Origin of the sequence: Clostridium pasteurianum (assembly GCF_001705235.1) — a bacterium.
Taxonomy (GTDB): domain Bacteria; phylum Bacillota; class Clostridia; order Clostridiales; family Clostridiaceae; genus Clostridium_S; species Clostridium_S pasteurianum_A.
In genome coordinates this window covers 1,480,894-1,504,002 of the sequence record NZ_MCGV01000001.1, presented here as the reverse complement: position 1 = coordinate 1,504,002, position 23,109 = coordinate 1,480,894, and the positions used below count along the sequence as shown (strand labels likewise).

At 29.3% G+C, this 23,109-nt stretch carries 20 protein-coding genes, 1 pseudogene and 1 other annotated feature; of the genes and pseudogenes, 14 read left to right on the top strand and 7 right to left on the bottom strand.

Translation table 11 applies throughout. From position 1 onward, the window contains the following. Positions 1-207 precede the first annotated feature (207 nt). Positions 208-1,920, top strand: coding sequence for a methyl-accepting chemotaxis protein (locus BEE63_RS06590; RefSeq protein WP_066020624.1), 1,713 nt, complete (start codon positions 208-210; stop codon positions 1,918-1,920). A 564-nt stretch (positions 1,921-2,484) separates the two neighbouring features. Here the strand turns inward: BEE63_RS06590 and BEE63_RS22550 are convergent. Both BEE63_RS22550 and BEE63_RS06585 read right to left on the bottom strand, forming a co-directional pair. Further along, positions 2,485-2,601: pseudogene (locus BEE63_RS22550) on the bottom strand (IS3 family transposase); the annotation flags it as partial. Positions 2,602-3,214: 613 nt separating this feature from the next. Continuing rightward, positions 3,215-3,400, bottom strand: coding sequence for a hypothetical protein (locus BEE63_RS06585; RefSeq protein ID WP_066020623.1), 186 nt, complete (start codon positions 3,398-3,400; stop codon positions 3,215-3,217). Positions 3,401-3,547: 147 nt separating this feature from the next. On the opposite strand from BEE63_RS06585, the gene BEE63_RS06580 reads away from it, so the two are divergent. The 4 genes from BEE63_RS06580 (at position 3,548) to BEE63_RS06565 (ending at position 7,670) form a co-directional block, all read left to right on the top strand. Continuing rightward, positions 3,548-3,922, top strand: coding sequence for a desulfoferrodoxin (locus tag BEE63_RS06580; RefSeq protein WP_066020622.1), 375 nt, complete (start codon positions 3,548-3,550; stop codon positions 3,920-3,922). Positions 3,923-3,981: 59 nt separating this feature from the next. After that, positions 3,982-4,224 (top strand) — a binding site (T-box leader). Positions 4,225-4,294: 70 nt separating this feature from the next. Then, positions 4,295-5,302 (top strand): tryptophan--tRNA ligase, encoded by a 1,008-nt coding sequence (trpS, locus tag BEE63_RS06575; protein WP_066020621.1) that lies wholly within the window; start codon positions 4,295-4,297, stop codon positions 5,300-5,302. 142 nt (positions 5,303-5,444) lie between these two features. After that, entirely contained in the window at positions 5,445-5,885 is a 441-nt protein-coding gene (locus BEE63_RS06570) for a MarR family winged helix-turn-helix transcriptional regulator (RefSeq protein ID WP_242874714.1), read from the top strand. Between the two features lie 204 nt (positions 5,886-6,089). After that, entirely contained in the window at positions 6,090-7,670 is a 1,581-nt protein-coding gene (locus BEE63_RS06565) for a peptide chain release factor 3 (protein WP_066020619.1), read from the top strand. Between the two features lie 39 nt (positions 7,671-7,709). Here the strand turns inward: BEE63_RS06565 and BEE63_RS06560 are convergent, their stop codons facing one another. After that, a complete protein-coding gene (locus BEE63_RS06560) occupies positions 7,710-8,351 on the bottom strand; it encodes an HAD family hydrolase (protein ID WP_066020618.1) in 642 nt (213 codons plus the stop codon). 125 nt (positions 8,352-8,476) lie between these two features. Next, positions 8,477-9,439, bottom strand: coding sequence for a phosphatase PAP2 family protein (locus BEE63_RS06555; RefSeq protein ID WP_066020617.1), 963 nt, complete (start codon positions 9,437-9,439; stop codon positions 8,477-8,479). Positions 9,440-10,035: 596 nt separating this feature from the next. Between BEE63_RS06555 and BEE63_RS06550 the strand changes: the two genes are divergently transcribed. Continuing rightward, positions 10,036-10,593 (top strand): ECF transporter S component, encoded by a 558-nt coding sequence (locus BEE63_RS06550; RefSeq protein ID WP_066020616.1) that lies wholly within the window; start codon positions 10,036-10,038, stop codon positions 10,591-10,593. A gap of 81 nt (positions 10,594-10,674) precedes the next feature. On the opposite strand, the gene BEE63_RS06545 is transcribed toward BEE63_RS06550, so the two are convergent. After that, entirely contained in the window at positions 10,675-10,845 is a 171-nt protein-coding gene (locus tag BEE63_RS06545) for a zinc-ribbon domain-containing protein (protein ID WP_066020615.1), read from the bottom strand. 307 nt (positions 10,846-11,152) lie between these two features. Here BEE63_RS06545 and BEE63_RS06540 point away from each other — a divergent pair, with 307 nt between their 5' ends. The 5 genes from BEE63_RS06540 to BEE63_RS06520 all read left to right on the top strand — a co-directional run bounded on the left by BEE63_RS06540 (position 11,153) and on the right by BEE63_RS06520 (position 16,723). After that, positions 11,153-12,241 carry a sensor domain-containing diguanylate cyclase gene (locus BEE63_RS06540; protein WP_066020614.1) on the top strand — a complete coding sequence of 363 codons (1,089 nt, stop codon included), beginning with the start codon at positions 11,153-11,155 and terminating at the stop codon, positions 12,239-12,241. A 31-nt stretch (positions 12,242-12,272) separates the two neighbouring features. Beyond that, positions 12,273-13,493, top strand: a complete 1,221-nt coding sequence (gene tyrS / locus BEE63_RS06535) for a tyrosine--tRNA ligase (RefSeq protein ID WP_066020613.1) — start codon at positions 12,273-12,275, stop codon at positions 13,491-13,493. Positions 13,494-13,780: 287 nt separating this feature from the next. Beyond that, a complete protein-coding gene (locus tag BEE63_RS06530; RefSeq protein ID WP_066020612.1) occupies positions 13,781-15,688 on the top strand; it encodes a hypothetical protein in 1,908 nt (635 codons plus the stop codon). Between the two features lie 68 nt (positions 15,689-15,756). Then, positions 15,757-16,029, top strand: a complete 273-nt coding sequence (locus tag BEE63_RS06525) for an EscU/YscU/HrcU family type III secretion system export apparatus switch protein (RefSeq protein ID WP_066020611.1) — start codon at positions 15,757-15,759, stop codon at positions 16,027-16,029. Between the two features lie 4 nt (positions 16,030-16,033). Beyond that, positions 16,034-16,723, top strand: coding sequence for a metallophosphoesterase (locus BEE63_RS06520; RefSeq protein ID WP_066020610.1), 690 nt, complete (start codon positions 16,034-16,036; stop codon positions 16,721-16,723). 86 nt (positions 16,724-16,809) lie between these two features. Here the strand turns inward: BEE63_RS06520 and BEE63_RS06515 are convergent, their stop codons facing one another. Further along, positions 16,810-17,691 (bottom strand): DUF2225 domain-containing protein, encoded by an 882-nt coding sequence (locus BEE63_RS06515; RefSeq protein ID WP_081312481.1) that lies wholly within the window; start codon positions 17,689-17,691, stop codon positions 16,810-16,812. Between the two features lie 196 nt (positions 17,692-17,887). Here BEE63_RS06515 and BEE63_RS06510 point away from each other — a divergent pair, with 196 nt between their 5' ends. Continuing rightward, positions 17,888-18,667 carry a GTP pyrophosphokinase gene (locus BEE63_RS06510; protein WP_066020609.1) on the top strand — a complete coding sequence of 260 codons (780 nt, stop codon included), beginning with the start codon at positions 17,888-17,890 and terminating at the stop codon, positions 18,665-18,667. A 532-nt stretch (positions 18,668-19,199) separates the two neighbouring features. On the opposite strand, the gene BEE63_RS06505 is transcribed toward BEE63_RS06510, so the two are convergent. Next, on the bottom strand, positions 19,200-20,297 hold the full coding sequence (locus tag BEE63_RS06505; protein WP_242874712.1) for a GerAB/ArcD/ProY family transporter: 1,098 nt from the start codon (positions 20,295-20,297) through the stop codon (positions 19,200-19,202). 95 nt (positions 20,298-20,392) lie between these two features. On the opposite strand from BEE63_RS06505, the gene BEE63_RS06500 reads away from it, so the two are divergent. Both BEE63_RS06500 and BEE63_RS06495 read left to right on the top strand, forming a co-directional pair. Then, positions 20,393-21,796: a spore germination protein gene (locus tag BEE63_RS06500; RefSeq protein ID WP_066020607.1), complete on the top strand. Its 1,404-nt coding sequence runs from the start codon at positions 20,393-20,395 to the stop codon at positions 21,794-21,796. Continuing rightward, entirely contained in the window at positions 21,793-22,905 is a 1,113-nt protein-coding gene (locus BEE63_RS06495; protein WP_066020606.1) for a Ger(x)C family spore germination protein, read from the top strand. Before BEE63_RS06500 ends, BEE63_RS06495 begins: the two co-directional genes overlap by 4 nt. The last annotated feature ends 204 nt before the right edge of the window (positions 22,906-23,109 follow it).

Genomic DNA, 23,109 nt, shown 5'->3' with positions numbered 1-23,109 from the left:
GGTGGTGCAAGGAAAAAAATTCCTCTATGTATAAGAAATCTTGGATATAAATTTTTATAATGCATTATCTATAAAATATTGTTTAATGCTGAATTGTAAGGTAAAAGGCCTATAACTTACATTTAGTATTTGGCTTAAATTTTAGATATAATATTTTTATATGTTGTATAAATTTTTACGGAATTAAATTATGGGGGAATGAAAATTATGAGGTGGTTTAAAAATCTTAAAATAGCAAAAAAATTAGTATCAGCTTTTATTGTGGTCGCGGTGTTAGTAGGAATTGTAGGAATGCTTAGTTTGTTTGATATGAATAAAATTAATTCTAATGCAAAGTCCATGTATGAGTATAATTTAGCTTCTGTAGAAACTTTGACTAGTATAAAACAAAATTTTGCTGATATACGTGCTGATTTATTAAAGCTTGTGTATCAAAGGAATATTAATGAAAAAGATACTATAAAGAATGACATTAATAAGTTGTTTTTAAGCAATAATAAACTTATAAATACATATGAAAAATCATCACTTAAAGAATCAGAAAAAAGTAATTTTTCTGACATTAAGAAGGATTATAGTTTATATATGGAGCTAAGTAATTCAGTAGTAAAATATGTGGATGAAAATAATTATGCAGCTGCTTCTGATAATTATTTTAAGGTTACCGCAACGAGAAAAAAGATATATTCAGATATGGACAAGTTAATAAAAGATAATGTAAATCAAGCTGATCAAGCTTATGAAGAAAGTAATTCAACGTATAAGAGTTCTTTCATTATTACAGGATTTATAGTGATATTAAGTTTTGCAGTAGCTATTTTACTGGGTACATTTATAGCAACTATGATTTCAAAACAAGTTAAAGAAGCGCTATCTTTTGCTGAGAACTTGGGCAAAGGTGATTTAACTAAGTCTATTCAAGTGACTTCAAAAGATGAAATTGGCAATATGCTAAGAGAATTAACTGGAGCAAAAGATAATATAAAGAAGCTAATAATTGAGATAATGAATAGTGCAAATGACATAAGTGCTACCAGTGAGGAACTTTCTGCAACTACAGAAGAGATATCAGCTAAAATGGAATCAGTAAATGAATCTACAGGTCAAATATCTAATGGAGTTCAAGATTTAAGTGCAACTACAGAAGAAGTAAGTGCTTCTGCTGAAGAAATAAATGCTACGGCAGATGTGCTTTCAAAGGATGCTAATTCAGCTGAAAATTCGGTGCAGGAAATAGCAAATCGTGCTGTTAAAATAAAGAATGAAGCTTCAAAAAGTATAGAAAAAGGTAATTCAATTTATGACGAAAGTCGCTCTAATATTTTAAAAGCAATTGAAGAATCTAAGGTTGTTAAAGAAGTAAAAACAATGGCTGATTCTATTGGAAGTATTGCTGAGCAAACAAATTTACTTGCTTTAAATGCGGCAATAGAAGCCGCAAGAGCGGGAGAACAAGGCAAGGGCTTTGCTGTTGTTGCTGATGAAGTGCGCAAACTTGCAGAACAAGCAGCGGATGCTGTTACTAATATTCAAAATATGGTAGTGCAGGTTGAAGCAGCAGTTCAAAAGCTTGCTGAAAGTGGACAAAATGTTTTGGAATTCATGGATAATAGTGTAAAACCTAGTTATGAACTTCTTATGAAAACAGGAATTCAATATGAAAAAGATGCTCAATTTATGTTTGAACTCATAAAAAGATTTGGAACATCTTCAAGTCAGATGAATGAAGCAACTGTCCAGATAAGTGGTGCTATGCAAAATGTATCTGCAGTAGCAGAAGGATCTGCTAACGGTACGGAAGAAATACTTTCTAGTGTTAAAGAAATTACCGCTGCCATTACTGAGGTTGCAAAGTCTTCTCAGAGTCAAGCGGAACTTTCACAGAAGCTTAATGTGATGATACAAAGATTTGAAATATAAAAAAAGGGCAAAATAATAGTGCTTTGGAACATTAAAAAGAATCCATAAATCTAAGGTAGAAAAATGGCAAAATCCTAAGATATTTCAATAACTCGTTGGGAAAATACTCAAACAAATTGAAATATCTAAGTATTTTGCTATTTTTCTACCAAGATTTATTGGATTCTTTTTAAATCGTTCCTTCAGCACTATTATTTCGCCTTATATGGTGATACAAGGAAAAAATTCCTCCGTGCCTACGGAATTTTGGGCGTGAAGCGTTGTAGTGCATAGTTGGTTTTATCCATAAATCAAGGGTATGAAAATCATAAAAACCTAAGATATTTCAATAACTCGCTGGGAAGAAGCTCAGACAAATTGAAATATCTAAGTATTTTCCAATTTCTTTACCAAGATTTATTAGGATTTTTTTAAATCGTTCCTTCAGTACTATTCCTTCGCCTTCTATGGTGATGCAAGGAAAAAATTCCTCCGTACTTGCGGAATTTTCGTCATTGTGTAACAAAGGAAACCACCGGCTAAGTGAAGTTGTCAAACTAAAGTAGACAACTATAAAAACCACCATTATCGAAATCTATTTTTTACCTTGTATTCAAATGGGCTTAAGTATCCTAATGTATATGCTGGTCTTTCATTATTGAAATATTCAACATATTTATTTAGAAAATTAGGAAAGTTCTTTTTTTCTTCAAAGGTTCATTTTATTTTTTTGTTCCTTTAAGTATTACCATAAACATCACATCATTCTCTTATATTTTATATTAAAAAAAGTAGACAATTGGTGGTTAAATCCAATGTCTACTTTTATCTTACAACTTCACTAAGCCGATGGTTATGATTAAATTATTTGATTTTTAAATAAATTAATATATTATTTTTCGCAGTGAAGTTGAGAAAAATTTACCCTGCCTTTTTTTAAAGCGAAATAATAGTATTTTGGAAACGATTTAAATAAAATTCAATAAGACTTGTTTTAAATTATAAAAAGACTTAAAAATTTTAATTTGTCTGAGCAATTTCTTCAGCGAGTTATTAAAATTTCTTAGTATTTTTATAATTTGAAACTTAGTCTTATGATTTTTATTTAATGTTTCAAAATACTATTATTTCGCAATTTTTATATATTGAAAGTTATTTGTTATAGGGTATTATGGCTTTATAATATATACTTAATCAGTTGTGTGTAATTAACTTATACAAGTACCAAAATGCTTTGGTATCAGCATTTCGGTACATATATAAGTTAGGTGTTTAACTATAGAAACCATATAGTTAATGTTTTGGATGATTTAAATTAAATATCGTCGCCGCCATTGTAAGTGTAATCAAATTCTGAGTATGAAATATTATTACTTACTATAGGATCGACAACAGGGTCTGGTAATTCTGTGTGATCTTTTTCTGAATAAGATCTTATATTATGGGGTTTTTGTTCAAAATAGTTCCTCATATGAGGAGCATAAATCTTTTTGTTTTTCAAATTGACTCCTCCTCACTTATAGGATTTTTGTAACATTAATAGTGTGTGTGAAAAATGAAAATTAATTCATAAAACTAATAGGGAATAAATACATGATTTGCCGCTCATAATAAAAATAAAAAATACTTTTTATTAAGGAGAATAAATATGGCTGAAGAAAAATGTATTTATAAATGTGATATATGCGGCAAAATGGTTGAAGTTTTGAATGATGCTAAAGGAACGCTAGTCTGTTGTGGAAAACCAATGTCAAAACTTATAGCAAATAGTAAGGAAGCAGCTGTAGAAAAGCATATTCCTGTTATAGAAAGAGATGGATATAATATTATAGTTGAGGTTGGAGAAAAAGAGCATCCAATGTTGCCAGAGCATTACATACAATGGATTGAAGTTAACACAAAAGATAAAGTTTATAGAAAATATCTAAGTCCTAAAGATAAACCTAGGGCAGAATTTAAAATTGATGAAGATATAATTTCTGCTAGGGAATATTGCAATGTACACGGATTATGGGAAAAATGATAATATTTATATTGACAAATTTCAATATAAATATTATCATTTATAGTAAATGTAACAACAAACAATCGATGATAAGAAGTAAGTAGATTTAAAGACAAAATTAAAGAGAACTGCAGTGTGGTGAGAGTGGCAGTATTTATGCTTAAATCGAATGGATCTTTGAGATTTAAAGTGAAAATATAAATTCTTATATTAGTAATTTTGAACGTAATATCTACGTTATAAGATATGTGTATACAGCTTTTGAGGGGAGTTTTGCTCCTGAAAATAGGTGGTACCGCGTGAAGATTTACGCCCTATGAAATAAATTAATTTATTTCATAGGGCGTTTTTATATTTTTTGAATTTGAATTTTATAGGAGGAATTTTATTATGGGTGAAAATAAGAAAGTTATATTTAGTGGAATACAACCATCAGGTGAACTTACAATAGGAAATTATTTTGGTGCACTTAAAAACTGGGTTAAACTTCAAGATGAATATGAATGTTACTATTGTATTGTGGATTTACATGCTATAACAGTAAAACAAGAGCCAAAAGATTTAAGAAGAAGAACACTTCAGCTTATTGCAACATATATTGCAGCAGGGATAGATCCAGAAAAGAATACCATTTTTATTCAATCACATGTTCCAGCACACGTTGAAGCAGGATGGATTCTAAATTGTATGACTTATGTAGGTGAGCTTTCAAGAATGACACAATACAAGGATAAATCTAAAAAGTATGAAGCAACTGGTATAGGTGCAGGTCTTTTAAATTATCCTGTTTTGATGGCGGCAGATATACTTATATATCAAGCTGATTTAGTGCCAGTAGGAAAAGATCAAACTCAGCATATAGAAATCACAAGAGATTTAGCTCAAAGATTTAATAATATGTATAGCCCAACATTTAAGCTTCCAGAAGGATATATACCAAAGGGTGGAGCAAAAATAATGAGTCTTCAGGAACCAGAAAAGAAAATGTCAAAATCAGCAGATAATCCTAATAGCTTTATACTTATAATGGATCCACCTGATGTTATAAGGAAGAAGATTTCTAGGGCAGTTACTGATAATATAGGAGTTGTAAAATATACTGATGATCAACCAGGAGTTAAGAACCTTATGAATATACTTAACTGCTGTACAGGAATGAGTGCAGAGGAAATAGAAAAGAAATATGCAGGACAGGGATATGCTAAATTTAAAGAAGATGTTGCCGAAGCACTTATAAAAGAATTGGAACCAATTCAAACGAAAGTTAATAAACTATTACAGGATAAAGAATATTTACAAAACATATGTAAAAAAGGAGCAGAGAAAGCTTCTTATGTAGCTAATAAAACTGTATCAAAAATGAAGAGAAAAGTTGGATTTATTTTGCCAGAAAAATAGATAAAAAATTAAGTTTTGCTAAATTATATAACGAGGCTATGGAAATTAAATAAGATTGATGGTATTATTATTTAGTATAAGTTATAGTATGTAGTCTGGTTATATAATATTGTAGTATACACTTAATTGGGGTGATGTAATAGTGTCTCAGAATAAATCATGTGCTGTTAGAGTTTTACAAATAATGTTGGATGAAATAAGAATAATAGAAGAGCAAAAGTCAAATGAATTTGAGATTCCTGTTGTACAAGTTCATGCCATTTTTGAAATAGGAAAATCTAATGATATTTCTATGAGTGAGCTTTCTAGAGCGGTGTATTTGGACAAAACTACTACTAACAAAATAGTAAATAACCTTGTAGATGAAAAATTTGTTTTAAGGCATATACATCCTGAGGATAAGAGGCATGTAATTATAAAATTAACTGAAAATGGTCAGAAGATATATAAAGGCATCTGTGAAGATTTTAGTTTTTATTGTAAAAATATTTTAGACTCTATTCCAAAGGAAAATAAAAGAAGTATGATGGAAAACTTTGATGTTTTAATGGAATCTATAAAAAATAATAGTAATTCATACTAACCTATTAGAAAATGCTAGTTTAAGAGTTGAAGTTATATGTCGCTTTTAAACTAGCATTTTTTATTGTTTTGGATTAAGCATGTATACTACCTGTGTTGAAAAATATTATATAAACTGATATAATTACTTTGTTTTATATTTAAAATTGAATAAAATTAGTATAGTTTTATTATATAAATTATGTCTATGTAGAGGAGATATAAGATGTCAGATTTGATTAGTGAAATAGAAAAAAGACGTACTTTTGCTATAATATCCCATCCAGATGCTGGTAAAACAACTCTTACTGAAAAGCTTTTGCTATATGGAGGAGCTATAAGGCTTGCTGGTTCTGTTAAAGCAAGAAAGGCATCAAAACATGCAGTTTCTGATTGGATGGAAATAGAGAAGCAGAGAGGTATATCCGTTACTTCATCTGTTATGCAATTTAATTATGAAGGATATTGTATTAATATACTTGATACTCCTGGTCACCAGGATTTTAGTGAAGATACATACAGAACACTTATGGCTGCTGACAGTGCTGTTATGGTAATTGATGCTGCTAAGGGGATAGAAGCTCAGACCAAAAAACTTTTTCATGTATGTAGCTTAAGAGGCATTCCTATTTTTACTTTTATAAATAAGATGGATAGAGAAAGTAGAGATCCTTTTGAACTATTGCAGGATATAGAAGATGAACTTGGTATAAAATCTTATCCAATGAATTGGCCTATAGGGTCAGGAAAAGATTTTAAAGGTGTTTATGATAGGGCAAAGAAACTTATTCATGCGTTTAATGGTGGAAATCACGGACAGACAGAGGTAGAAGATATTGAAGGTGATGTAAATGATCCTTCGTTTACTGAAATTTTAGGTGAAGAGCTTCATCAAAAGCTTATAGAAGATATAGAACTTCTCAATATAGCAGGAGATGAATTTGATATAAATAAAGTTAGAAAGGGAGAAATAACGCCAGTATTTTTTGGAAGTGCTCTTACTAACTTTGGTGTAAAACCATTTTTGGAAGAATTCTTAAGGCTTACTACACCGCCTACACCTAGAAATTCAGATAAAGGAACAATAGATGTATTTGATGAAAAGTTTTCTGCATTTGTATTTAAAATACAGGCAAATATGAATAAAGCTCACAGGGATAGAATTGCCTTTATGAGAATATGCTCTGGTAAATTTACTAAGGGCATGGAGGTTTTTCATGTTCAAAAGAATAATATTATAAAACTTACACAGCCGCAGCAGTTTTTGGCTCAAGATAGAGAGATAGTTAATGAAGCGTATGCAGGTGATATAATAGGTGTATTTGATCCAGGTATTTTTAGTATAGGAGATACTCTTTGTGAAAGTTCAGATAAATTTAAGTTTGAGGGAATTCCTGTTTTTGCTCCAGAACATTTCGCAAGAGTTAGAACTTTAGATACAATGAAGAGAAAGCAGTTTATAAAGGGAATAACTCAGATAGCGCAGGAAGGTGCTATTCAGGTATTTAAGGAAATAAATATAGGAATAGAAGAACTTATAATTGGAGTTGTAGGTGTACTTCAATTTGAAGTTTTAGAGTATCGACTTAAAAATGAGTATAATGTAGATATAAAAATGGATAGATTACCATTTAGATATATAAGGTGGATAGAGGAAGGAAATGCTGAAGAACTTACACTAACATCTGATAGTAAAGTTGTTAAAGATATTAAAGATAGAAGCATTTTATTATTCCAGAGTGAATGGTCTATAAGTTGGGCATTAGAACATAATAAAGGACTTGTTCTTTCGGATATAAGTAAATAAAAATAAGTGGCTACTGTATTAATGCAGTAGCCACTTATTTTATAGATTGAATATATCTATTTCGCGAAAGGAACTTATTAGCATATCTGCTTTTGATAAATCTTGTTTACCTGAATGTGGATTTTTAAATCCTATGCATTTCATCCCAGCATTTTTAGCTGCGAGAACGCCATTATGTGAGTCTTCAATGACAACACATTCTTCAGGTAAAACATTAAGTTTTTTAGCAGCATATAAGAAAACATCAGGATTTGGTTTGCTTTTACTAACATAATCCCCAGTAACAAGCTCATTAAAATAAGTTTCTAGTTTAAAGCTTTTTATTATAAACTCTATAACATTTATAGGTGAAGATGAAGCTACTGCAGTTTTGAAATTATTTTCATTTAGTTTGTTTAAGAGCTCAGGTATATAGTCTATAGGTTCTATGTCTACTGAGGATAAATATTTAAAGAAACCTTCTCGCTCCATTTTTATTAGCTCATCCACAGTGTTCTTTAGAGAATATCTATCTTTTATAACACCCCACATATATTTAGAGGTAGTTCCTACAAACTTACTATAGTCTTCAATGCTCATTTGTATTTGGAGTTCTTTAAAAAGTTCTTGCGAAAATTGTAAGTGCAATGGTTCACTATCTATAAGTACACCATCCATATCAAATATAAATGCTTTTATCATAACTGTATCTCCCATCCTTTGTTCTTAATTTCTAATGTGGTAGTGACTTGAAATCCCCTATAAGGTTATAAATTAAAGTGCCTTATAGGGGATTTTTTAATAACATAGAGTTATATCAATATTCTTTATATAGAAACTGAATTTCCATTTGATACTACTTCATGTGAGTTTACGTAATAGTACTTATTTATTAAAGATTGAAATTTTGGTTGGAGTTTAGCAAATACAAAGTCAGTTAATTTTACAGTGCAGTAAGCTAAAATTAATCCTCCAATAACATCTAGTGTCCAGTGTATCTCAAGGTACATTGTTGAGAAAATTACGCTTAGACAGAAAAATCCCCATACAACCTTAAAGATTTTATTTTTCTCTCTAAGAATTAGCAAAAAGGCTGCAAAAGCTATAGATGTATGCATAGATGGGAAGCAATTTAATGTCCAACCATATGCTTGGTTATAAGTAAGATGTCTAAGAAGCCTATCAGGATGTCCTGAAACAAACCATACTTCTTGAAGATGAAAAATAGCATAAAAAGGACTTATTAAAAATATTTGAAATACGTGAGCACTACATATATATTTTAACATCTTTTTAAAATCCTTACATATTGCAGAACGATAAACGCATATTAAAGGTGGCAGTACAAAGCCATTATTATATACGAGACGTAAGAACCAGGTTAAATTATCGCTCTGATATATTCTTGCGAAAGAAGCATCATTAAACGGTATACTAGCAAATAAAGGATTTAGATTGATTACTATTTTTGCCTTTGTTTCAAATCTTAATACACTCCCCCAAAAAGAATAACCGTACTTGTTTAAACAAGCTAAAAATCCTAAAAATGGTATACTTAAAAGTATAAATGTAATCCATCGAACATCTTTTCTCATATCCTTAAAAGCTGTTAGGAATATAAAAGGATATATAAGTAACGTAAGCTTGTACCCAGGAGAACTTGCGCCGATATACGTATGGTAACGATAGACTAAAAGACCTATTCCAATTATAAATGGATAAAAGTTATTGAGAAAATCAATAAATTTTTTAAAATAAGGTTGTAACGTTTTTATGCTGAATTGTTTCATTTAACTACCTCCATAATAAGTCTTATTATAACATATTTTGTTTATAAGATTAAATGTAAATTAATTAAATGATGGATAAAGTATGCTCAAAAATCAGATTATGCATTAAAAGAAAACTGATAAGTATTTATGGGGGTATTATGTCTATATAATTTGTGAAAAAGAAAGGTAAATAGAAAGCAAAAGCTACCCGATTACAGGGCAGCTAATGAAAAAATAAAATTATGGATTGTTTAAAAAATTTTTATTCTATTTGAAATTATATCAAAGGCAAAAATGAAAGTTGATAATCCTATTAGAAAGTTTATTCCAGTTAAGCCGGTTTTGAAAATTACCATTGATAGAAGGATGAGAATGAATAATCCACATAACCATCTTAAAAAATTCATATAAATCAGCCCCCAATTATAGTAGAAAAAATTTTAATATGTTTTGGATTTTGAGATGTTTCACTAAATAGTATTTGATATATAAATAAAATTATTCTTAAATTGTATGGATACATTTGCATAAAATATACTATTATATATAATTTAATTTAAAGAAGCTTTTATGCGCATATTAGTAAAATATAATTTCTAGGAGGATTTATTTATATGGAGGGAAATTCAATAAAAACTAAATATGATGTTAAAGATATAGTGCAGATAGCACTTATGGCAGCAGTGATTTTTGCAGCTACCAAGTTAACAGGAATACCTGTTGGATTAGGATATAAAGGAGTTGTACATGTTGGAGATAGCATGGTATTTATAGCAGCCATTATACTTTCAAGGCGTAATGCTTTTTTTGCTTCTGCAATAGGAATGAGTCTATTTGATATTCTTTCTACTGCACCCATGTGGACACCTTTTACATTTGTAATAAAAGGAATTATGGCTTATATAGCAGCATCAATAGCTTACAAAAAAAATTATAACGGAAATAATATAATTATTAATTTAGTTGGATGCATTCTTGGCGGAATATGGATGATTGGAGCTTACTATTTTTCAGGAGCTTTTTTGGATCATTATCTTATGAAATTTCCATGGAATCAATGTTTTATTCTTCAAGCAACACATATAGCACCAGATGTAGCTCAAGTAGTTGTTGGGATTATTATAGCTTTACCTATAAGTAAAATATTAAAAAAAGCAAATGTTATAAGATAAAAGTATCATGGAATTATTTTCCTTCTAATTTTTAGAAAAGTATTATATAATAAAAGAGAGGCTAAATCCTCTCTTTAATTTCTACCTAAAATCTTTGTGAAAGTTATTTCTCTTTGCTTTTCTAGCTTTTCTGCATTCAGGACATCTTACAGGATCGTTTTCAAATCCTTTTTCTTTATAGAAAGCCTGTTCACCCTCAGTAAATACGAATTCTTTTCCACAATCTTTACATACTATAGTTTTATCTGGCACGATAAAAACCTCCTTAAACATAGGACTAATTTATCTTGGATAAAGTTTTATCTCCTATGCCTGAGGAGTAAACAAGACCTTGATAATTAACCTAATTTATAAAATATTGAGCTTACACTCTATATGTAATTATAGCATAAATGGTGAAAAAAACAATATAAATATTTCTTGTATAATGCTGATGTAATCGTATATAATTTTGGTGATTTGTAGAAATTATTGTAGCCAAAATGGGAATATAATTATATAATAATTATAAAGATATAGCTAAAAATAAGGTTTTAATTTATAGGAAAAGTGGGTATGTATGGATAATAATTATAGTGATTTATATGATAAGTATAAAAGGTTAAAAAACGAATTTAGTACGTATCAAAATTTTGCAGAAGCTCAGATTCAGCGCATGAATGGAAAAAATACTGAACTTGAAAAAAAGTTAGATATTTTGACAAATGTTATTGAAGTAAGTAATTATATAAATTCTAATATAAGTGATGATAATTTAATACCTATGATAAATGATATGATTATAGGAATACTTGGAGCCACATATTCTACAATATACTTACTTGGGGAAAATGGAAAACTGATTGTAAAAGCTTCAAATGTAATGGATAATTATGATATTATACAAAATGAAGTTTTTTCAACATTTAGTAATAAGAAACCTGTTATAATTAACAGTAAAAAGCCTATGTTTGAAGAATTCGAAAAAAAATTAAAGGTGCATTCAATTATAGGTGTTCCAATAACTTTAAGTGACAAATTTAAGGGATATATCATAGTTGAACATACACTTTATGATTTTTTTGTTAATGGCCATATAAAATTTATATCGGCAATAGCAAATCAAATAGCTATTGCTATTGAGAATAATGTTCTTTATAAAAAGGTTAAAGAATCTTCTATAAAAGATCCTCTTTTAGTTGGAATTTATAATAGAAAACATTTCTTTGATATTATAGAAGATAAAGTTAAAAGGAACCCTAATAAAAGTTTTGCTATGGTTATGGTGGACATAGATTATTTTAAGAATTTTAATGATTCTTATGGTCACCAATTTGGTGATAAAGTTTTAATTGAAACGGCTAGAGTTCTATCTCAAAATATTGATGGTAAAGATGAAATTGCAAGATATGGGGGAGAGGAAATAGTAATTTATCTTGATGATGTTGAGAATCATAATGAGGTATTTGACATAGTTGATGAAATAAGATATAAGCTTAGTAATAATTCAGTAAATTATGGTGGTATTGAAAAAAAGGTTACGGCAAGTTTTGGTATAAGTTATTATCCTAAAGATGGAGATACGGTGCAGAAAGTTTTAAGTGTTGCTGATGCTATGCTTTACGAAGCGAAGAACAGTGGCAGAAACAAAGTGGTTTCGTCAATATAAAATAAAAAGACATTTTAAGGAGGAACATTTAATGGCAAATGTTTTAGATGAGTTAATAGAGCGTGGATACGCCAAACAATTTACGCATGAGGAAGAAATAAGAGAACTGCTTGAAAAGGAAAAGATAACTTTTTATATAGGATTTGATCCTACTGGTGATAGTTTGCATGTAGGACATTTTATAGCACTTATGCTTATGGCACATATGCAGAGAGCAGGTCATAGACCTATTGTGCTTATAGGTGGAGGAACAGCTATGGTTGGTGATCCTACAGGAAAAACAGATATGAGAAAAATGCTTACAAGAGAACAAATTGATCATAATGTAGAATGTCTTAAAAAGCAGATGTCTAGATTTATTGATTTTAGTGATGATAAAGCAATAATCGCAAATAATGCAGATTGGCTTATGAATCAAAATTACATAGAATTTTTAAGAGATGTAGGTGTTCATTTTACAGTAAATAAGATGCTTACAGCAGAGTGCTTTAAGCAGAGAATGGAAAAAGGCTTATCTTTCCTTGAGTTTAATTATATGCTTATGCAGGGATTTGATTTTTATAAATTAAATCAGATGTATGATTGTAAAATGGAACTTGGTGGAGATGACCAGTGGTCTAATATGATAGCTGGTGTAGAACTTGTAAGAAGAAAATCAAATAAAAAAGCCTATGCAATGACAAGTGCCCTTTTAACAAACAGTGAAGGAAAGAAAATGGGTAAGACAGAAAAAGGTGCTGTATGGCTAGATCCTAAAAAAACTTCTCCATATGACTTCTTTCAATATTGGAGAAATGTTAGTGATGCAGATGTTGAGAAGTGTCTTGCAATGCTTACGTTCTTACCAATGGATGAAGTAAGAAGACTTGGAGCATTAAAGGATCAAGAGATAAATAAAGCTAAGGAAATCTTGGCTTATGAAGTTACAAAGCTTGTACATGGCGAAGAAGAAGCAAATAAAGCGTTGAATTCTTCGAAAGCTCTTTTTGGTGCTGGACAGAATATGGATAATGTCCCTACAGTTTCAATACCTGAGGGTATGGTTTCAGCTTCAATACTTGATGTATTAGTCTATACAAAAATAATACCTTCAAAAGGTGAGGGAAGAAGACTAGTGCAGCAGGGAGGCATAAATTTGAATGATGAAAAGGTTGATGATTTCAAATATCAAATGAAAAAGGATGACTTTGAAAAGGGATTTGCTCTTATAAGAAGGGGAAAGAAAAAGTATTATAAAATTGTAATAGAGTAAAATTATTGTAAGGTTAGTCTCTACATTAATTAGAAGAAAATAAAGCCCCAGATCTTTTGTGTTATTCATGGAAAACCAAGGATAAATTTAAGTTATATATGTATTAAAACCTAGTATAAAATTGTTATGGTACATGTATAACTTGGTAGTTGAACTGGTTTCCATATAGTATATAAATGTAGTACATAAAAGATTTAGGGCTATAATAATATGTTAAATTTATTCAGAAAGGCTTAAATATAACCGATAATAAGATTATATGATGAAATTTGTAGAGGTGATAAGTTATGCCAGGCATATCTAAAGTTAATAGTAATACGTCTAGTGGAAGTTCAGGGATATCTAAGAAGATTTCTTTTGATGTAGGAGATACTTTTTCAGCAAGAATAGTTTCAGGAGAAGATGGTGGAAGTGAGGTTACTTTAAAAACTTCTGATGGATGGAGTTTTAAGGCTAGAGTAGAGAATTCTAATGATATAAATGATAATAATGGACAACCTGCCAAGTTTGTAGTTACAGGTTTAGAAGATGGGCAAATTAAGATAAAATTTGTTTCTGAAGAAACTATTAGTGATAATACAGCTAAAAGCAAAGATTTTATTGGTGATTTAATTAAAGAATTGGGATTAAGTAAGTCTGATGTAGATGAAGACGTATTGAAGCTTATGATTAAGTATAATATGCCTCTGACAAAGGAAAATATATCAAAAATGGAGACAATTGTAGACTTTAATGAAAAGCTATCTGGTGATTCTGAACAAACTAATGAATTTATAGCAAAATATCTTAGTAATAAGAATATAGCGCAAGATAGTGAAGAGGGTATACAAATAACAAATACTTTGAAAAGCTTGGCAGAAAACTTAAAAGGCATGACTGCTGAAGATATGTTTACACTCATGGAAAATAATATTGATATAACTCCAGAGAACATTGAAAGTTATAAAAAGTTATTTAAAAGTGATAGTTCTATCTATGATGAGTTAAAGGAAATAGAAAAAAATTTGCCACAGAATAGTAAATCAAATAATGTTAATAGTAATAATGTTAATAGTAAAATAGCTGATATTGATTTAAAGGGTGAGATGTCTTCTAGCATAGGTATAAAAGAGGCAATACAGAAGCATAATGATGAAGCAATTCAAAATGAGAGCGAAGAAGATTTAAGTGGAGTAAAACTTAAGTCACAAGATGAGAATATAGATAAGCTTCAAAGTAATCTTAAAATGCTGGATTCTATGAAAGAAGTTTTAAATAGGAATGGTTTAAGTGAAGTAACAGTGTCAGGACAAAAAGTTAATACTAATGATATTATAAGTAAGTATGTGGCACAAAACTGGAAAGGTGTAGTAAATGATACCAAAGAACAAACTATAAATAATCTTATAAATAAAATTTCTGAACAAACTGGTATTTCCAAGGAGAGGTTATCTTTTGTACTTAAGGATTTTATAAATGACAATAAAAATGTTGATACATCGCAAGTGAAAGATACTGAGAGTAAAATAGCTTTAGATGATGCTGTGATAAAAGCTCAAGATGAAAACTTACAAAATTTGGTTAAAAATGCTGATAGCGAAAAGCAAAATGGAGTTCTTAATAAAAATATATTAAATGAAGATGTTCCTAAAACAGTTGCTGATAGTGTAAAAGAGCAAATAAATTTGAAAATAAATGACATGAAGGATATTATAAATAAGCTTTTGACTCCTAGTGATAATAAAGATTTAAATATTCAACAGAAAATATCCTTAATGCTAAAAAATAATATGAATGATTTTAAAATGTTTAATTCTATAAGCGGCGAATATTATTATATGGATGTTCCTGTAAATAATAATAATCAAGATTATCAATGTAAGCTTATAATAAAAGATGACAGAAAATCAGGTAAAAGAATTGATAGTAAAAATGTAAAAATTGTGACTTCTGTTAAGACTATTAATATAGGTGTTGTAGATGCCTACATAGCAGTGCTTAATAACAATATGAATGTTAATATTAAGTGTGATAAAGAGTGGGTAAGTTCTTTAGATAGAGCCAAAATAGATATTGTTAAAAAGATATCTGAGATGGGGTATAATATAAATATGACTGTTCAGAAGAAAAAAAATGACAGCGAAGAAGTTAATTTAGTTGAGTGTAGAGACTTTTTTAATGATAATAAGTATTTTAAAATAGATACTAGAGTATAAATTTTGTATTAAGTTCATTTTTAAAGAGACCTCAATATGTAAAAAAATTTGATACTGGGAGTGATTTTGTGCCTAAGGAGAGGAAAAAAGCTGCCGCTTTAAAATATGAGGTCGGTTATGAGGCACCAATTGTAACAGCGGTAGGTATGGGTAAAATTGCGGATAAAATCGTAGAAAAGGCTTCTGAAAATGAAGTACCTGTTGTATATAATAAAGAACTTACAGATTTATTAACTAATGTAGATGTTGGTTCGAGTATTCCTTATGAATTATATGATGTAGTAGCAGAAATACTTTCGTATGTAATGAAAGTAGATGACACAGCGAAAAAAAGAAGGTGAACTTTTGGGTTTATATGCTATTTCAGATTTGCATCTGGCTTTTAAATTAAATAAACCCATGGATATTTTTGGTGCGGAATGGTTAAATCATGATGAAAAAATAAAAAGAAATTGGATTGAAAAGATCACTGAGAAGGATACCGTACTAATAGCAGGAGATATATCATGGTCTATGGATATAAAAGGCGGAGAAGATGATTTAAATTGGATAGAAGAACTTCCTGGAAGAAAAATAATAGGTAAAGGAAATCATGATTATTGGTGGAAAAGTATAACTAAATTAAATCAAATGTATAATAATGTAAGTTTTTTACAAAATAATTTCTTTGTTTATGAAGACTACGCTATTTGTGGAACTAGAGGATGGATAGATAAAAGTTTTGACAATTTCGATGAACATGATAAGAAAATATATAGAAGAGAAATTATGAGATTAAAATTATCCCTTGATAGTGCAGTTAATGAAGGATACTCTAAATTTATAGTGATGCTTCATTATCCACCTTTTAAAAATGAAAAAAGTGATTCTGAATTCACACAGATTTTAGAAGATTATAATGTTTCAAAAGTTATATATGGACATCTTCATGGTCCATCACTAAAAAATGTAAATGGAAACATTGTGAGAAATGGTGTGCAATATATTTTAACGTCTTGTGATTATCTTAAATTTGATCCAATAAGAATAAAATGAAATAAAAAAATAAATCAGGGTTTTAAGTGCAATTGTATTTGTATTAATACGATTACACTTAAAACCCTAATTATATATAAAGTAGATTAGATATTAAATAATTTTGAAAGTAATCCCTTTTTCTTGTGATTTTCGGTGTCAGTATTGCTACTGTTGTCATCAGATTTTTTTTCGGCTTGAATTTTATTTCGTTGATTTTCACGTATTAGATCTTTTTGATTTCTTGCCATGTCCTTTATTTTTGAAGATGCTAAATTGTTAGTTATTACATTCCCAAACCAAAGAAGAGCTTTGTCTTCCATATCGAGACGTCTATAAAGTTCACCTAAAAGATACATTAGTGAAAATCTATTCATTCCGTATATAGGAAAATCTTCATTGGAATATGCATCGATAAAACCATCCAAAGCATTCTTTAAAAAAGTTTTTTCTATTTTTTCATTTCCATCAAGTCTATACATCCATGCAAGTTTTAGGCAATTCATAGCTTTTTTACTTGAATGAGATTCTGATGCAACGTAATTTAGAAGTGAAAGTTTGTATCTTTCAATTGCTATGCTTAAATCATAAATCTTAGGATACTGTTTACTATGCCATTTTAATGAAATATTTTTTTCAATTAATTCTTTTTGATAAGATTTAATTTTATTAAAATCAGATTTCATTGCAGCATAGCCACATATGGGACATAGCCATACATCATAAAAATAAGGATTAATATTTTTATAATTAATGAAAAAATCTGTATCCTTTTTTGAAATTCTTATAGATGAAGTTTTTACTGCACGTACTTTAAAAGTATTACCGCATATAGGACAATTTACTGTTTTATCATATAAAAAATTATCGACACTTTGTTTTTTTTCCTCAACCATTTTTTTCACCACTTTATTTTTACCATATATATCAATGTTACTAACATCATCAAATCCTAAATCCTTGAGCTCGGAAAAGATATCTTTATCCATAAAATTCACCTCAATTAAAACAGATATCAAACTTATTATATCAAAGAATTATTGTAAAGTATACTTTTGTTACCTATAATAATTGAAAAAAGGATGCTGTGTAATTATAATTATAGTAGTAGAAAGCATATATTATATATTGCTGACTATAGTGTTAAATTATTTATAAATTAAATATGGCAAAGGAAGATAAGATATGTCTACAATTGAATGGAAAGCTTTTTTAATACCATATGAACAAGCGGTGGAAGAATTAAAAGTTAAGTTTAAAAGCATAAGAAAAGAATATAGAAAAAAAAATGAATATTCTCCAATAGAGTTTGTTACGGGGAGAGTAAAGGAAATTTCAAGCATATTGGAAAAAGCAAATAAATTTAATATACCAGACGATAGAATAATGTTTGAAATGGAAGATATATGTGGGATACGTATAATGTGTCAATTTGTTGATGACATAACAAAGGTAGTAAACATAATTAGGTCAAGGAAAGATATGCAGATAATGTATGAGAAGGACTATGTTACAAATGTTAAAAATAGCGGATATAGAAGTTACCATATTATAATAAAGTATCCTGTAAGTATGGCGGAGGAACAGAAGGAGATAATAGCTGAAGTTCAAATCAGAACACTTGCTATGAATTTTTGGGCTACCATAGAACATTCTTTAAATTATAAATACAAACATGAAATACCTGAAGATATTAAGATGAGATTAAAAACCGCAGCTGATGCAGCCTTTCAACTTGATGAACATATGCTTGGAATAAAAGATGAAATTAAGGATGCACAAAAGCTCTTTGAGGTAAAATCAAGTATTGTGTCAAATATTATAAGAAATATAATGGTAATCACTTCTATTGGAAAGTTATCTGATGCTGAGGTATATAAAAGTAAACTTAACCAGTTAATTAACGAAGGAGAAGTATTTGAATTGAATAATTTACTTGATAGTACAGAAAAAACTTTGAAATGATATTATCATAACTGAGGTTTGGGCAATTTAGAAAGTGATAATACAAGGTTAAAGGGAAATTAAGAATTAAAAATTAAGAATGAATGATGATTTTCCGCCGCTTTGCTCTGGAAAATCTATATTTTAGAAAAGAACATTCCAATACGTGGGAATGGAAAGATGTAAGTTTGTAAATTTTTCGTAGTGAAACGAAGAAAAAGTTACCTTGTTTTTATTCTAAGCAAAGTAACAGTATTTTCAAAACAGTTTAAATAAAATTCAATAAGCCTTGACCCCAAATTATAAAAAGACTTAGAAATTTTAATTTGCTTGAGTATTATTATATGAGAGGTTTGGGCTTTGCCCATTATCCTTCTTAACCAGTACAGGCGATTTTTAGATAATACAAGGTTTGGGTCGCATTATGTTACCAATATAATATTAAGAATTACCTAAATAGGCACTCTCATAATATAGAGTGCCCATTTTAAGTAAAGAAGGATAATGGGTCTATGACCCAAGCTCCAGTAACGATAAGACTTATGAGTTTTATTTAATGTTTTAAAATACTGCTTCTTCGCGATTTTCTATTTTTAATTATAAATATTATTGATGCAATAAGCGGAATTATCATGAAGTTGACACAAGATATATATGTATAGTAATTGAAAAAATTAAATAAGTTGAGTACGTTTTTATTTATAAAGAATGATACAATTCCAGCCAGAACTGAAATTACGTAAAATGCATATTTTCTCTTTATGTTTAATTGTTTTAAGATGATTAAAAATGCATAAAAAGTTAATATGTATTTTATTAACCAGCCTCCAATTACTTGAAAGATGACATAAAGTTCTCCACTTTCTATAAAATCAAAGTAATTAACTAACTGTGTTTGAAGAAGTCTTGGGTAATACATAGCATTAAGACGATTGGCAACAAAAATCATATTAAGTCCTGATGTAGCGAAGACTTGCATTTGAGCAGCAATTGCCCAAGCTATTATAATTGGTTTCCAGAGTTTATCACTTGATTTTACTTTATAAATAAATGGAAGAAGTATGCCGAAACCTGAATACATTGCAAAGCCTTTAAATACGCAGGTGAGAAAGTTTCGAGTGACTCCATTTTTCATAATGGGCAGCATGTATTCAATTTTTCTATATTTAAATAATAAGGTTGATAGGTTTATTCCAGAAATCATTATAAAAAAGATGCCTATAAGAGTTACAATAAGCATTGCATTTTCTCCCTGTAGAATTATGTATGATGCAGGAATAATAAAAAACAGTAAAAAATACCATATGGGAGTCTTATCTAACATATTCACATGCATCATGCTGCTTTCACAAGCAGAACATTCTATTAATGTTAAAATCAGAGTTAATTCAAAAACCCATATAAAAAATGCACCTAGATATTTACCAAAAGATTTATAATATATAGTTTTTAATTCTAAATTATCTTTTACTGAAAATGCTTTTGCAATAAAAAGTAAAAATATAAGTAATAAAATTGATGAAAAAATTAGAGCTAGCCAGGTGTCCCTTTCACCATATTGTGTTAACAAAGTAGGATAACTTTTCATGGAGACAATTGAGACTCCTAGTGCTATAAAAACTAAATAATTTTTATTTAAATATCTCATCATAAATACTTCCTTTATGTAAAACTGTAATAATATTATTTTCTTAGTTTATGAATATTATTCACATTTAAAGAAAACAATAATTTTGGGTGGTAAACATGAATGAAGAAAATTTGAATTATATAAAGAGTAAGCTCAAGGATAATGTTGATGTGAAGTATAGGACTATAGAATCGCAAAATGGAGAGATTAATTTAATATTTATAGATAATTTATGTGACTCAAAATTTATAAGTGAGTATATAATTGGGCCTATAATGCGTGGGAAAGATTTTATTAAAAGTGTATCTGATTTGGAAAGTAATGCACTGCTTGCAAATTCTATAGGTAATGTTAAGGATAAGCAGGATATGCTTCTTCATATATTATCAGGTGATGTTGTAATATTAACAAATTTTTATGATGAAATTATATTTTGTGAAGCAAAGGGATACGTAAGAAGGTCTGTGGCAATACCTATAACAGAGCAGGTAATAAAAGGACCTAGAGAGGGTTTTACCGAGGCATTTGTTGACAATATATCTTTAATAAGAAGAAAAGCTAAAAATGCAGATTTAAAGTTTGAGAGTGTATATCTAGGGGCTAAATCTCAAACAGTAGTTGTCATCGTATATTTAAAGGGAACTACTCCAGATAAATTAGTTGATAATGTTAAAAAACAGATAAATGACATAAGTACAGAATATGTTCTCGATTCAAATTATGTTGAAGATAAGCTTAGAAGTAAAAAGACTGCATTTGATACAATTGGATACAGTGAGAAGGCTGATATAGTTGTAAATCATCTGTTTAGAGGAAAGGTAGCAGTTATAGTAGATGGAACGCCGTTTGTTGCAATTGCACCGTACTTTTTTTATGAAAATTTTCATATGCCAGATGATTATTACTTAAATAAGATAGTTGTTAATTGTACTAGAGTACTTAGATGGCTGGGATTTGCAATTTCAACTTTTATTCCGGGAATATATATATCCATCATAAGTTATCATGTATCATTAATTCCATCCGTTTTTGTACAGAGACTTGCTATATCTAGATCAGGTGTTCCTTTTCCGACCATTGTTGAGCTTATATTGATGATGTTTTTCTTTCAAATTTTACGTGAGGCTGGAATTAGACTTCCACAGCCAGTTGGTCAGGCAATGAGTATTGTTGGAGCACTTATTCTAGGGCAATCAGCAGTTGAAGCTGGCTTAGCATCAGAAATAACTTTAATAGTGGTGGCTTTAAGCTCTATAGCGTCTTTTTTAACACCAAGTTTATATGGACCTATTTCAATTTGGTCTGTAATAATAGCAATATTCTCAGGGTTTTGTGGCCTTCCGGGATTTTTTGCTGGAGTATTTATTCTTATAGGTCATGTTGGTTCACTTAAAAGTGTTGGATACTTATATGCTTTTCCAATTGGAACATCCAGGACAATAGAACACACAGATAGGGTACTGAGGGGAGATCTAGACAGTGCTGATGAGAATATTCTGCAGGAAGAGGATTTAATATGAAAAAGAGGATAGTTAGTTTAATTTCAATATTAATGTGTAGTATTATGCTTACTGGATGTTTTAATTATAAAGATATAGATCATATTTTATTTGTTACAGCAATAGTTTTTGATATAGACCAAAACAATAATGTAGTTACATATATTGAAGCTTTTCAACCTATTAAAAGTGCAGTAAAGAGTCAGCAGGGTCAACAGAGACTTATATTTAAGGGAACAGGAAAAACTGCTTTTGAGGCATTAAATGATATAAATCTACATTCTAGTTTTGAATTAAATTATACTCAGGTTAAGGCGTATATATATTCTGAGAAGGCTGCTAAAAAGGGAGTAAAACCATTTATAGATTTAGGGCGTAGAAGAATACAACTTTACTTAAGACCATATGTTGCAACATATTTTGGAAGCGTTGAAGAACTTATGCAGAGTAAATTTAAAGAAAATGAATATGTTGGATTTCTATTATCTCAGCTTATAATGAATTCAGGTACAGCATCAAGGTCAGTAGAGCTTCAATATAATGATTTCTTAAATAAAAGAACCGAAAAAGATAGAGGAGTTGTAATGACAGCTATAGATCTTAAAGAAAGCAAGTACAAAAATTCAGTGCAGCTTGATGGAGGAGCAGTTTATCGAGATGATAAATTAATTGACAGAATGGATATAGCTGAAACAGAGGCCTATAATTTTATGATAGATAAAGTAGGCAGCGGATCTATGGAAGTAGTCAATCCCGTTAATAAAAAGGATTTTATTTCTCTCTGGATACTTAATAGCAAAACAAAAACAAAAACAAAATACTATGGTGGAAAATTTCACGTCAAAAAAATCATAAAAGTTAAAGCTGCAATGATGGAGAGTCAGGATTATATAAATTACAATAAAGCTATGCAAACAAGAATAGAAGAAAATGCTGAAAAAAACATAATAAACAATTGCAATAAAATTTTTAATAAGTATAAGGATAAGAATGAGGATATATTTAGCATAGGTGATCAATATGAAAATCAATACAAAAAGCGTAAAAAAGATATAATTAAAGATACTGTGCTTGAGGTTGAGCCAGATGTACAGATCGAGAGAAGTGGCAAATCATCTAGCTTCCATTAATAGTTTTTCGAGACATTAAAAAAAGAGCATAAATCTAAGTATCTAAAGGCTAAAGGTCTAAGAAATTTTAATAACTCGCTGAAAAAAAGCTCAGACAAATTAAAATTTCTAAGCCCTTTAGCCTTTAGACACTAAGATTTATTGCTCATTTTTTAAATTGTCTCGAGAAAACTATTTCTTTTAGATGGAGTAAGGCAAGGAAGA